General features: G+C 57.1%; 11 protein-coding genes and 1 pseudogene. 5 read left to right on the top strand and 7 right to left on the bottom strand.

What is annotated here, in order from left to right; all coding sequences use genetic code 11:
• Together A8G00_RS25510 and A8G00_RS25375 are read right to left on the bottom strand one after the other, a co-directional pair.
• On the bottom strand, positions 1-203 hold a 203-nt coding region (locus tag A8G00_RS25510; RefSeq protein ID WP_216365660.1), incomplete at its 3' end, for a hypothetical protein.
• Between the two features lie 145 nt (positions 204-348).
• Complete coding sequence (locus tag A8G00_RS25375) at positions 349-498, bottom strand: hypothetical protein (RefSeq protein WP_172451958.1); 150 nt, start codon at positions 496-498, stop codon at positions 349-351.
• On the opposite strand from A8G00_RS25375, the gene A8G00_RS22940 reads away from it, so the two are divergent.
• From A8G00_RS22940 to A8G00_RS25370, 5 genes and pseudogenes are all read left to right on the top strand, one after another.
• Positions 482-2,566, top strand: a complete 2,085-nt coding sequence (locus A8G00_RS22940; protein ID WP_103001786.1) for a recombinase family protein — start codon at positions 482-484, stop codon at positions 2,564-2,566. The two genes, A8G00_RS25375 and A8G00_RS22940, sit on opposite strands and share 17 nt — an antisense overlap.
• 7 nt (positions 2,567-2,573) lie before the next feature.
• Positions 2,574-2,792 (top strand): IS66 family insertion sequence element accessory protein TnpB, encoded by a 219-nt coding sequence (gene tnpB / locus A8G00_RS22935; protein WP_103001785.1) that lies wholly within the window; start codon positions 2,574-2,576, stop codon positions 2,790-2,792.
• A 62-nt stretch (positions 2,793-2,854) separates the two neighbouring features.
• Entirely contained in the window at positions 2,855-4,474 is a 1,620-nt protein-coding gene (locus tag A8G00_RS22930) for an IS66 family transposase (protein WP_103001784.1), read from the top strand.
• Positions 4,474-4,770, top strand: coding sequence for a hypothetical protein (locus A8G00_RS22925; protein WP_103001783.1), 297 nt, complete (start codon positions 4,474-4,476; stop codon positions 4,768-4,770). The genes A8G00_RS22930 and A8G00_RS22925 overlap by 1 nt, the downstream gene beginning before the upstream one ends.
• A 16-nt stretch (positions 4,771-4,786) precedes the next feature.
• Positions 4,787-4,939, top strand: a pseudogene (locus tag A8G00_RS25370) (integrase core domain-containing protein); the annotation flags it as partial.
• Between the two features lie 192 nt (positions 4,940-5,131).
• Here the strand turns inward: A8G00_RS25370 and A8G00_RS22915 are convergent.
• From A8G00_RS22915 to A8G00_RS22895, 5 genes are all read right to left on the bottom strand, one after another.
• Positions 5,132-5,719, bottom strand: a complete 588-nt coding sequence (locus A8G00_RS22915) for a nuclear transport factor 2 family protein (protein WP_103001781.1) — start codon at positions 5,717-5,719, stop codon at positions 5,132-5,134.
• 219 nt (positions 5,720-5,938) lie between these two features.
• Positions 5,939-7,276 carry an MFS transporter gene (locus A8G00_RS22910; RefSeq protein WP_216365659.1) on the bottom strand — a complete coding sequence of 446 codons (1,338 nt, stop codon included), beginning with the start codon at positions 7,274-7,276 and terminating at the stop codon, positions 5,939-5,941.
• A 330-nt stretch (positions 7,277-7,606) separates the two neighbouring features.
• Entirely contained in the window at positions 7,607-9,796 is a 2,190-nt protein-coding gene (locus A8G00_RS22905; RefSeq protein WP_216365658.1) for a TonB-dependent receptor, read from the bottom strand.
• A 160-nt stretch (positions 9,797-9,956) separates the two neighbouring features.
• Entirely contained in the window at positions 9,957-10,223 is a 267-nt protein-coding gene (locus A8G00_RS22900) for a phage integrase N-terminal SAM-like domain-containing protein (protein ID WP_253258065.1), read from the bottom strand.
• Positions 10,224-10,364: 141 nt separating this feature from the next.
• Positions 10,365-12,197 (bottom strand): tannase/feruloyl esterase family alpha/beta hydrolase, encoded by a 1,833-nt coding sequence (locus A8G00_RS22895; RefSeq protein WP_253258064.1) that lies wholly within the window; start codon positions 12,195-12,197, stop codon positions 10,365-10,367.
• Between the last annotated feature and the right edge of the window lie 223 nt (positions 12,198-12,420).

The following is a 12,420-nucleotide window of genomic DNA, read 5'->3' as shown; positions in this document are numbered from 1 at the left end:
CCACTTACCGACATTCCGCATACGCTTTGCGTCACGATATGGTCGTCTACCCTTGGCATCCGTTTTTCGGAATGATGATGCAGGTGGCGCCGTACCGCCGGGGCAAGCATCTCAAGCTTGTTATCACTGATTTGATGCCCGGCTATTGTCGGGAGGTTCCACTTTGGATGTTCGACGCGGACTATTGCGGCGGGATGATCCAAGGCCCGCCCGAGGTCAGCATCGATGGACTGACGGAACTGGGCAATTTGCTGGGCGTGTTGGGAAAGACTCGGAAGCGTGCGGCACGATCGCCTTCTTCGAAACCGAAGGAGAGACGACGTGCGAGCAAGCAGATATCGGAATCGATCACAGCTCAAGCTGCAGTTCGACCCACCGGCGCGGAGGCCCCTGGAGGGCGTTCGACCGAAGGGTGTCGTGGAAACGCTGGCAGACCTGCTTCTGGAAGCGGTCGGAGCGCCGAAGATCGAGGGAGGCGTTGATGACCAGCAAAATCACGCCTGATCATCTTTCACGGATTGCGGTCGTCTATGTGCGCCAGTCGACGTTGACGCAGGTGACTGGAAATCTCGAAAGCCAACGCCGCCAGTATGATCTGGCGGGTGCCGCGACAGCGGCAGGCTTCGCCTCGACGACAGTGATCGACGAGGATCTTGGGCGATCCGGTTCGGGGAGTATGGAACGCCCTGGCTTCGAGAAGCTCGTTGCCATGGTCTGCTCCGGTGATGTCGGCGCGGTTTATTGCATTGAGGCTTCGCGCCTGGCTCGAAACGGCCGTGACTGGCATCACCTTATCGACCTGTGTGCCTTGGCGGGCACGCTGGTGATCGATCCCGATGGAAGCTATGATCCTCGGCTGATCAATGAACGCTTACTTCTCGGCTTGAAGGGGACGATGGCGGAATATGAGCTCAGCCTGATCCGGCAGCGCGGCCTGGCCGCGCGTGACGCCAAGGTCCGTCGTGGCGAATATCGGTTCGCGCTTCCGCCCGGCCTGTGCTGGAGCGAAGCGGGTACAATCGAGATCGACCCCGATGAGCACGTTCAGGAAGCGATCCGCCTGGTGTTCGCAAAGTTCCGAGAGCTTGGGAGCGCCCGACAGGTGTTCCTCTGGCTCAGGACCGCCGCCATTAAGATGCCGGTCATGCGGCGAAATGTCGACGTCTGCAAACTGGAATGGAAACCGCCAGCCTATCACAGCGTGGTGCAGATCCTTCACAATCCCCTCTATGCTGGCGCTTACGCGTTCGGGCGGGTGGGACAGCGCACCAAGGTGGTCGATGGACGGTCGCGAAAGATCAGCGGTTACCAGAAACCGCAGGAAGAATGGTCGACGCTGATCCCCGACCACCATCCCGGCTATATCAGCTGGCAGGATTATGAGGAAAACCAACGCCTCCTGCTCGACAACGCCTACATGAAGAGCAACTGCAGCCGCAAATCCGGACGCGGTGGACGAGCGTTGCTCACCGGCTTGATGCGTTGCGGCCGATGCGGGCGGATGATGCGCGTGTTCTACGGTATGGAGAAAGGCCATGCGCACCGATATCAATGCCGCGGCGATGACGCGCATGTAGGCGCAGGTCTATGCATTGGCATCGGGGGTTTGCGGATCGACCGGGCCATCGCGCTGGCTTGCCTGGAGGCCGTCTCGGATCGCGCTGTCGAAGCGGCAATCTTCGCCTCCGATCAACTCGTGCGATCCGCGAACGACATCATTGCCGCAATCGAGCGTGACCTCGAGGCTGCACGCTATGAGGCGTCGCTTGCTGCGCGGCGCTACGAACTGGTCGATCCCGCCAAGCGGCACGTCGCGCGCGAGCTCGAAGCACGCTGGAATGCCGCCCTGGAACGTATTGTGGAGCTCGAGAAGCGCATAGAGGAGAAGCGCGCCGGCTTGGCAGCTCAGCCGAAGATCGATCGCGCGATGCTCCTCCAGCTCGCCCAGGATCTGCCGGCGGTCTGGAACGCACCCTCAACTGACACCCGGACGAAGCAGCGGTTGGTCCACACGCTTATCAAAGAGGTCGTCTTTGACCTGGACAGCGAGACGAACGAAGCGGTCCTGCTGGTTCACTGGGTTGGCGGTCGACATAGCGAACTGCGCGTGGCGCGCGTTAAAACCGGGCGCTATCCCAAGGATAATATCCCGACTGCGGTCGAAGCGCTCCGAAAGCTTGCAGGGCACTGGCCCGACAAGGAGCTGGCCGTCTCGCTCAACCGCATGCTTTGCAAAACGGGTGATGGCGAGACCTGGACAACAGTGCGGGTGCGCGAAATGCGCGAACGTCTTGGCCTGCCGGACTATGACGGAAAGAACGACAACTACGTCAGTCTGGCAAAAGCTGCTGAGCGCTTTGGCATATGTATCGGGTCTGCTCGCCGCCTTGCCGAGACCGGGCTGTTGCCCGGCAGGCAGATCATGAAAGGGTCGCCCTGGCTGATCCCGACCGCCGCACTGGACGATGAGAACGTCCAGATAGAGGTGCAGAAAGTTATTGGCAGGAGGTCGGCATTTTACACGAATTATCAATATGATAGACTAACGCGCCTGCCAGGAATTTAATGGAGGGATGCATTATGAAACGCAGTGGGGTGACAGGCTGAAGCTGCTTTATTGGGATGGTCAGGGATTTTGCCTCTATTACAAGATTCTGGAGCGCGGCCGTTTCCCTTGGCCCGGGGCGACTGACGGGACGGCGCGCCTGACATCGGCCCAGCTCGCGATGTTGTGGGAAGGGATCGACTGGAGGCGCCCGGACTGGGGCGCGCCGCCGGCCCGGGCCGGGTAACTTACTTCTGCGAAAGCATCTGTTTTTCTGTACTTTTTGGCCGTTTTCCCGTACCTAAGGCCATGCTCAACGCGGCATCCCATCTTCCCGAAGATCCGGCACTCCTCAAGGCGATGATCGCCGAGCTGCGGGACCAGAACACGAAGCTGACGATGACGCTGCGCGCCCATGACCTGGTCGTCCAGGCGCTTCGTTTGCAGATAGCCAAGCTCAAGAAGCAGGCCTTTGGCAAGTCCTCCGAGAAGATCCAGCGCGAGATCGAGCAACTCGAGTTCGCGCTCGAAGACGTTCTCGTTTCCGTCGCCCAACAGGGTCTCGTAGCAAGCGACCAGGATGATCCCGACGCGGTTGCTCCCGCCGAGGGCGGCTACGGGTTGCGTCCGTCCCGTCGCCCGCGTGTCTCGGCGGACACGCCGCGCGAACGCCACGAGCTCGATCCCGGCAGCACCTGTCCGGATTGCGGAGGCGACCTGCGCTTCGTGGGTGAAGACGTGAGTGAGATCATCGAGATGATCACGGCAAAGCTCAAGGTAATCGAGGTCGCTCGCCCGAAGAAGTCCTGCCGCTGCTGCGAGAAGATGGTCCAGGTGCCGGCCCCCAGCCGCCCGATCCCCGGCAGCATGGCCGGCGCAAGCCTCCTCGCCTACGTGCTGGTCTCCAAGTTCGACGACCATTTGCCGTTGTACCGGCAAAACGAGATTTTCGCGCGCATGGGCGCCGATATTCCGCGCAGCACGCTCGCCGACTGGTGCGGCCACTCGATGCGGATCCTGCAGCCAGTGATCGACCAGATCGAGGCATCGGTCCTGGACAGCGACATCCTGCACGCCGACGACACGCCCATCCGCGTGCTGGCACCAGAACGGCGTGCCAAAGGTATCGGCAAAGGCGTCAAGCAAGGCCGGATCTGGGCATATGTCTGTGATCAGCGCCCCTGGGCCGGCGCCGCGCCGCCCGGGGTCGTCTATCGCTATGCGCCCAACTGGAATGCGCAGCATGTCCAGGACCAACTTTGCAATGCAAACGGCATTCTCCAGGCCGATGCCTACAAAGGCTATGCGAAGCTCTACGAACCTAGCGCGGATGGGAGCCCGCGTTTCCGGGAAGCAGCCTGCTTTGCCCATTGGCGACGCGATTTCCACGACATCTGGACGTCGCAAAAATCTGAGATCGCACACGAGGCGCTCGAGCGTATCGGGCAGCTCTATGACATCGAGCGCGAGATCGTCGGCAAGTCTGCCGATATCCGTCGCGACGTGCGCCAGGAGCTGAGCAAATCTAGGCTCGAGGCCCTGCATGCCTGGGCCGCGACGCAGCTCACCCGAATCCCGGGCAAAAGCGATCTCGCCAAGGCCTTTCGCTATGCCCTCGGCCGCTGGCACGCGTTCAGCCTGTTTCTCGACGATGGCCGCGTCGCCATCGACAACAATGCCGCCGAACGCGCCGTCGTGCCCATATGTCTCGGCAAGAAAAACTGGCTGTTCGCCGGCTCCGAGGCCGGCGCCGAAACCCTCGCTCGCGCCATGACACTCATCGAAAGCGCCAAAATGAATAGCCTCGATCCTCAGGCCTATATCACCGACCTGCTCAATCGCATCCATGATCACAAGATCAACAGGATCGACGAATTGTTACCTTGGAACTGGGCGCCGTTGACTCTCCCGCAAGCACTGGCCGCCTGATGGCCGCGGTCACGCACGTCCTCACCCTCGAATATGTTGCCAGGATCCTCGACGAGGACGTGGAATTGCTGAAAGCCATCATCTCAAATGACGACAATCTGACCTACGGAAACATCATCAGCGTCTGCATCGGCCCCGACGAGGCCATCACCGCGCTAACCGATCACGGTGTAGATGAACTCACTGACATGCTCAGCGAGGCCCGTCTCACGACCAAGTCCTGGCACCAGTTCCTCGATGACTTCGTCGACGATCCCGAACTCGCCGCCCGCTTCAAGGCACAACCTTCGCGGTAACAATCGGGCGGTTACCCTGAACACGCACTGGATCTTGTCTTTGGACGACGCAAGGAGCAAGATCGAGGCGTGGCGGACGGACTTTAACGAGACCCGGCCTCACACATCCCTGGGGTTCATGACCCCGGCCGAATTTGCTTCATCGGCCGGGGTTAACCCCGGCCGATGAAGTGCCGGATCTCTCATTCTGGCCGGTGGCAGAACTGGGACAGGGCCAAAAAACGGCCCGGCTCTAATCCCAGCTTGTGGAAAGCTGGGGGTCACATCACCGGAGGCTCGCCTTCGCTCCGCAACAGGATGTGCAGGCAATTCAACGGGAGCCCTCCACCTCCAAATGTAACAATTAGTGAAGCGGTCTACCTCAAACAGTCCTTTTGCCAACTTCTGATAACAACGTATTGCGCAAAATCTGGACTGGATCCGAATTATCGCGTTTGCCAGCGGCCCAGGACGAAGGATTTTGCAATCTCTCACCAAATTGCTCGGGAATCATGAAGCCGAGCTCATTGACTACAGTGCGATTCTGGATGCGCCATACGCCGTCTCGGCGCGTGAATTGATCCACATAGCGGAACACAGTGCTAAACTCGAGAACACCTTCATCCTCTCCTTCGTCACCGGAACTGCCGAACGCCCACGCTTCTCTACCAACGCGCTGCCAACAAATCGCGTACGATTCACAGAGTGCCTCGTTATCGTCAATAATTTCGATGTACACATTGCAGATCAGATGTAGGCAAAGCTCTATACTGGGATGGCGCTTCTCCATCCAGTCGATCAAGCCGTCTACCCCACCTTGGTAGGCGCCGTGATTGTCATAGGCATCGCTATGATAGGTCTGCCGCACCATGGCGAAGTCCATGCGGTCCACGCCGTGGCAATATTGGTATATGCGGTGCTGAATCTCCATGCGGTCGGCAATACGTTGAGGGGTAAATTCAGAGTTCATAGAGGGCTCCAAAATTTGGTTGCACGGGAAATGGGATCGCACGGGGACAGAATACGCGCTGACAACGAAGCTTACGGCTGGCAGCGAGGTCGCGTCGGGCGTCTCGCAGGGGCGACCTGTCAGAGAACGCCCTCAGAGCAATAGAGGCCCCCATTCTGGCCGGTTCGTCGCAGGACACAGCCTTGTTGCGACCGCAAGTTTTATTACGGAACCCGCGTGTCACAGAACGTGCGAAGGGCCTGAAGGCCTTTCAACAGAATCACGCATGACCCGTCCGAACCGCTCCAGGCTGCTGACGGCGATCGCCGCAGCCAACATCCCGCAGCTTACGTTGACCAGCGCGACGCCAGCCCCCAAACCCCATGGCTTTCCTGCGAAGAGCGTATCGGACATAGCTCCAACGAGCGGCGAAGCTAGGGCGGCGGCCCCAAGATTAGTAGCCAACAGCAATAATGCAGAATTCACGCCTCGCATTCTGGATGGCGTCAGCAACTGCAACAGAGCAACGATATTCGCGTAATATGCAACGGGGATCAAGGCCAACGGAAGCATCAGCACAAGGGTGTGCTCCAGTCGGCTCATGATGCCAGCCAGGCCTCCCACCGTACCAATCAAGGCGCACAGCAAAACAATCCGCATCGAGGCGTCGTGACGACCCGCATTCTGCCATTTCTCCGTAATCACCGACCCGGCAAATCCGCCAAGAGCTGGCAGAACCAGATAGATCACACCAATATAGTATCCCGAGGTCGACGCGTCCAAACCGTAAGTCCGAATAAAGTGAGTTGGCATCCAAAGATATGTAGTCATTGTAGGAACAGCGAGAAGCAACGAACAACCGTAGAGCGGGCCATAATCCCGCCGTCGCCCCCAAATATATCGAATTGAATCACCGAACGTCGCGAGCCCCTCACGGTCACCAGAAAGACGATCGGGCTCGCGGACCATCAAGAAGAAGGCCGCGAGTACCAGCCCCGGCGCGCCCACCAAGAAGAAGGTCGCTTGCCAAGGGCGAAGACCGAAGGGTAGCTCTGGAAGAGAGGTGATGGCCTTAACGACTGCGCCCCCTGCGATGAAGGCGAGGCCATTGGCAAAAAGCACGGACGTTAGGAAGATCATGACCGCTCGCACCATCCGCTTGGGCGGAAAAGTATCAGCAATCAATGAATAAGCAGCGGGGTGAAGCACAGCTTCGCCGACAGCGGCGCCAACCCGGAAGAAAAAGAACTGGAGAATCGTCGAGGAGAACCCACACAGCATCGTCATGATGCTCCAGCTCAGTATGCCAAGAAATAAAATGCGCACGCGATTATATTTGTCGATCAACCGACCGAGAGGGATTCCAGCGACGCAGTAGAATAGTCCGAATGAGAGCCCCTGAACTAGCCCCAATTCGAAGTCGCTCAACCCAAAGTCTTTTTTGAGTGGCTCGACGACAAGCGCCATAACTTGTCGGTCGATCGTGGCCATGACTGCAGATAACACGAGCAGAGCCAGGAGAACCCACATTCTCACGCCATTCTGGGTTGGCACTGATCCATTTTCTGGTTTGTTCATGTCATTTACCCGATTCGTGACTTGCAGTGTGCGGTTCGACTTATTCCTTTTGCCCCTAAACCCTTCCGCCATACCGCCGTTAAGCTTGGCGTAGTTCAACAAGGCAGTTGGCTTCCGAAAGTTTTAGCGTGGGGCATTCAGGAAAGATGACATGGCCGAGGGCACACCACATCTCGGGGCAGCCCCTTACGGCCGACTTGCAAGGGATGAGGCCTGCCTGGGGGCGGGCGACGATGGCCATATACTCACCACTCATTTCGGGCATAGGCCGACAGAACGACCTATGTCCGACCAATGAGATGTCGGGAATTCGCGTTGATTTAAGACACTCTAAAATTTGGATTTGACCCGCACACCATATGTGCGCGGAGCGGCGGCCGCCTGGAAATAGCCAAAGGCATTGGCCGACTTCTGTCCATAGTAGGCTTTATCAGTCAAATTCCGCCCCCACACATCAATACCCAATCTACCGTCGGAACTCGTCCAACCAATCGAGGCATTTAGCACGCTATAGGACGGGTAATTTACGCGATTATCGGGCGTCGCGAAGGACAATCCCTTGTGAATTAAAGTACCGTTGACTTTGAAATCGCCGATGCGAGTGGGAATTGCGTATGTGAGCGAAACGCTACCGGAAAATTCGGGTGCATTGGTCATGCGATTCCCGCTCACATTGACAAACGCCAGCTTTCCATTCGGACCGCGCGAAGGCGAGCCCGGAAATGACGTGTACTTCCCATCTAGATAACCAAACCCACCAGCAAGCGTAAGGTTCTCAAACGGCACCACTTCGAAATCTGCGTCGAGACCATATACACGAGCCTTGCCCGCGTTGAATATCTGAGCGGACGTCCCGTTCGAGGAGACAGCCAGGACCTGAAGGTCCTGATAATCGTAGTAGAATCCCGCAATATTGAACCTAACAGCGCGGTCAAAAAGCTGCGTCTTGAGACCAACCTCATACGCGTCCAGTTGCTCCGGATTATAAGATGGAGCTGTCAGAGACGTAACTGAAAAACCACCACTCTTGGCGCCACGATTGTAAGACGCATAGGCAAGGACATCCGGCGCCATCTGATAATCCAGTGCCAGTCTCCAAGTGAGATTTCTAGAACTAGTCTCACGATCTGGGCCTGGAATTTCGACAGCGAGCGACGGAATCCGCGTCAGCCCATTCGTCGTTTCGTTCTTGTCGTATGTATAGCGCAAGCCTCCAGTCAGGTTCAGCTTTGGCCCGATCTCATACGTCATCTGCCCGTAAATGGCGATCGACGATGTTTTCGCGGTGTCCGTCACGAAAGTGTCTGGGCCCACTGTAACCCCACTCAGGACCAGAGTTGAGTCTTCTACATATCGGAACAGATAAACGCCAGATTGCCAGCGTATACCGGATGTGTTATTGCCCTGTAGCTGAAATTCTTGGGTATATTGCCTAAGTTTTTCGAGAGTGTCTGCACCAAGCTGAATCGAATTATTAGGAGTCTGGGGGGGCTTCACGATGTCGGTGAAATAATGTTGATAGTAATTAGCATAGAACGTAGATGAGGTCAGTCGCGCAAAGCCGAGGTCCTTCTCAATTCGGAGCCCAGTGAGAAGGTTGCGAATATTCTGATACGGGGTTTGGTTCATCTCGACATCGAACCGGTCAATGCTCGGATAGCCGTAGAGCACACGACTCTCCGGGGCGAGCTGATAGCCCAAGCCATTCGATCGACTCTTCTCGTAGTCGACAAACAGTGATACCTTCGTTGTATCTCCTGTGTACACCCACTTATTGCGTATAGACAGGGAACGGTATTTATTTATGTCGTTACCAACTACTAGATTGCGCCCAAAGCCTTTTCCTTGATCAGAATACTGCACAGCAAGATCCGCGGCGAGTCCGGGCGCAATTCCGCTTGATATATAGCTGTCGCTGGTAAATGTCTGGTAGTTTCCGTAGCCAACCCCGAAATCACCATGGAAATCCTGAGTGGGATCTTTGGTTACCAACTGTATAACGCCGCCCGTAGCATTGCGACCGAACAGGGTTCCTTGTGGGCCCTTCAATACTTCGATCCGCACAAGGTTATTAAATCCAAGCTGGTTAGCTGATTTCGCAGCAATATAGTAACCGTCGATGTACGTCGCAACCGATGGCTCATCGTAATTCGATGATGAATCTGAACCAACGCCTCGCAAGAAGGGCCGATTAATGGAACCTAGGCGCGGGATGGTAAGGTTTGGCACCAACCCTTCCAAAGATCTGGTGTCCCTCACACCTCGCGCTTCCAACGCATCTTGACTCATAGCCGTAACGGCGATTGGCACCGACTGAAGGTTTTCGCCGCGTCGCTGCGCGGTTACGATAATTTCTCCGACACCGGCGCTCTTGACCTGAGCTTCGTCAGCCGCGGCCAAAGCAGCGCTCGACGCCGCAGGCTTCCCAACGACATCCGATTGCTGCGCAAACGCCTGCGACGCCCCGCAGACGCCCATCAACGCCGGTGTAATCATCAGTTGGATGTTTCTGGCATTCATCAGTGCTCTCCCCTCCGCTTCGAAGAACATTCCGCTTATGCGCATGTCATTAACGTAATGCCGAGCCCTTTGGAGGCGCGGTCGAGCCGACGTTGTGCACCGCGAATTTTATTGTAGGATCGACCCTAATGCTCGGTTCGGATGTGGTCTGTCCCCATTTTCAGGGACATTGACCCGTGTAGTCGAGGTCACCTGATTCGGCACCGCCTGACGTGTGTGAACAGGAAATGCCCTGCGATACAAGATAGACCTGAAATGCGCGGACGTCTTCCAGCCCCAAACGGTCGGGCGATCGCCCGAAATAGCGACTGAACTTCGTTATCGCGTGCAGATAGGAGCGTTGGGTAGCGGGCGACAGGTTGCGCAAGCTCATGTCGTCGATCATACGACGGCGCAGCGGGCTGACCGTTACTGTGACGTCTGTCATGGGATGAACTCCTGGTGAGGGGTTGGTCTTCAGCAACCAAATCTTCCCACCAGGGGGTCATTCCCGCCAGCCCCAAGGCGCCACTCGAGCGTCAGCGAGTTCGTTCAATCCTAGGTCGATTCAAATCGGTCGAAAACCGCTCTAATCCATCACTCCCGCCTGGCGCCCGCTCTCGCCTATCTTCAGCATCGACCGATCGTTAGCTGGGCAAAACCAGTTTTCCGCCTTGTTGATGTCACCCTGTCCCCGATACCGCGCCATTGCAGGAAATTTGCACAGCGGCATCGTGCGTAAAGGCACGTTAGAGCGACTGACGTAGATCGGATTGGCAGACCCTTCCTTGACGGTCCGAGCGGGGTTTTCGCCGTCGAGATCATACAGCCTCGCGATCAACGCATCCGGCGCCTTCCCCTTCTCGACCCAATCTTCCAATGCCCCCGTCGCATCAAACTTGTCTGGGCCGACGTGACCCTCGGATCCGCAATGCAGGCTACCCGGTATAGAAAACAGCCGCACATTCTTTTGGAGCTTTTCATATCCCCCAAATCGGCTCGCGAGCTGCTTGTAGTAGTTGATCGTAACGAAAGGCGAAAGTGCCTCGTCGCTGAGATTAACCCAGATCATCAGCTTGCGATTAAGCTTGATCAGATTCTGCAAGTTCTCCGGCATCGCGCCGATGCCCTTTCGCAACGCTGCTTGAGCCTTCGCGGCCTCGGATTTGGGAACAACGACGCGGAAGCCGCTGATCGGCCCAGGGCCACCTTCGCGGAAACTGAAAACGGATCTAAGATCATAGTTGGGATCTCGATTCACCAGACTCAGTGCTTCGGCCCCGAGCCCTGAAAGCCCCTCTCGCACACCAGAGGAGAAATATGTCGGCCGCGCCGTTTTGGACTCCGGGTCCAGCGCCATATTCAAGAAGAGCGGTTGGATCTCGCTGACTGAGTAACCCGGGATGACCACATTTCCGTCTTCATCGGTTACGGCGGTCGTCAAGGCGCTGATCGTGTCAATCTGGGGCTTCGTAAAACACTGGTTTCTGGATGTCGTCTCGTCGCAGCGCGGAAGATCGCGTTCGGGCCGGAAATTGCACATTGCCGGATTCTGAATCAAGCCGTCCTTGACACCATCGGCCGCATCGCACTGCGCTTTAACGAACGTATCGACCTGTCGGACGAGAGTATCAGGCACGCGTGACTCTAGTGATCGTGTCGCGGCCATCGGCAATCCCTGGAAATGAAAAGCATTTGTCGCGATGTTCGAATAGGGCGACCCAGCAATGATGCCGTCAAACTCTTCAGCAAAATAGGACGCGGCGACCAGCGCGTCGCGCCCACCGCCCGAACAACCTGTGAAGTAGGAAAGCAGTTTGTGCGGTGGGGTGATTTTCATGTTCGTCGCGTAGAATGACTTCGTAAAAGCCTTGCCCACCTTGGCCAGGACCTGGTTCGCTCGATAAAGGAAGTCCTTCAATTCCTCATCGAGAACTGCGGCGTCTTCATATGTCCATCCATCCCCAGTGGTCGCATCATGGCCCTCGTCCGTCGTGAATGCGGCGTAGCCCTTGACGAGGATATCTCCAGGATAGCCTTGGCTCACCACGATATTGCGCGGATTCGCTGGATTGCCATTCAGGTCCGGTATGCGTCCTGCATGCCCGCCGTTGCCGAGTTGAAGATATTTCCCGTTCCAAGACGCCGGAAACGTCGCCAGAAAGTTCGCAGTCTTTCCGCTTTTCGGATTGGTCACGAAGCTGCCTGTCACCTGGCAATAAGCCGGCAAATCACCTGCGGCCGCGACATATCTGACACCACCGGGCAATTTCGGGCCATTGCCGATCTCCTTTACCGTGGTGCGAATGGAAAGCCGGTCAGCGACCGCCCGGATCGCCGCCGGCTGACATGCGCGTTCCAGACTGGGTCCCGCGCGAGGCTCCGCCTGCGGAGCGGCTGCTGCGGTTTGCGGGACGGACATGGGGGCTGCGCTCGCCAATAGGGAAGCCATTGCCACTCGCCCGGCTACCTTCGAACACGAAGTCCGCAATTTCCTGGTGGAGTCGATCGGTTGCATAACTGTCTCCAATGAAAGAACTCAAGAGGCAGGGTGCATGTAAAAGTGCCCGTTTCCTCGTGGGTTCGTTGTTGTTTCTGTGTCCATCGACGCCGGCACGGACGAGTTGTAGCTTCCGAGGCCAGGC

It is taken from the genome of Sphingobium sp. SA916 (genome assembly GCF_002894065.1).
In the GTDB taxonomy this organism is placed as follows: domain Bacteria; phylum Pseudomonadota; class Alphaproteobacteria; order Sphingomonadales; family Sphingomonadaceae; genus Sphingobium; species Sphingobium fuliginis.
The sequence above is the reverse complement of the archived record's forward strand: the minus strand, read 5'-3'. Positions and strand labels throughout refer to the sequence as shown.

Excerpts from the sequence above, each read along its gene's own strand:
- A8G00_RS22940 (WP_103001786.1), top strand. The coding sequence starts at position 482 with ATGACCAGCAAAATCACGCCTGATCATCTTTCACGGATTGCGGTCGTC.
- tnpB (WP_103001785.1), top strand. The coding sequence starts at position 2,574 with ATGCATTATGAAACGCAGTGGGGTGACAGGCTGAAGCTGCTTTATTGG.
- A8G00_RS22930 (WP_103001784.1), top strand. The coding sequence starts at position 2,855 with ATGCTCAACGCGGCATCCCATCTTCCCGAAGATCCGGCACTCCTCAAG.
- A8G00_RS22925 (WP_103001783.1), top strand. The coding sequence starts at position 4,474 with ATGGCCGCGGTCACGCACGTCCTCACCCTCGAATATGTTGCCAGGATC.
- A8G00_RS22915 (WP_103001781.1), bottom strand. The coding sequence starts at position 5,719 with ATGAACTCTGAATTTACCCCTCAACGTATTGCCGACCGCATGGAGATT.
- A8G00_RS22910 (WP_216365659.1), bottom strand. The coding sequence starts at position 7,276 with ATGAACAAACCAGAAAATGGATCAGTGCCAACCCAGAATGGCGTGAGA.
- A8G00_RS22905 (WP_216365658.1), bottom strand. The coding sequence starts at position 9,796 with ATGAATGCCAGAAACATCCAACTGATGATTACACCGGCGTTGATGGGC.
- A8G00_RS22900 (WP_253258065.1), bottom strand. The coding sequence starts at position 10,223 with ATGACAGACGTCACAGTAACGGTCAGCCCGCTGCGCCGTCGTATGATC.
- A8G00_RS22895 (WP_253258064.1), bottom strand. The coding sequence starts at position 12,197 with ATGTCCGTCCCGCAAACCGCAGCAGCCGCTCCGCAGGCGGAGCCTCGC.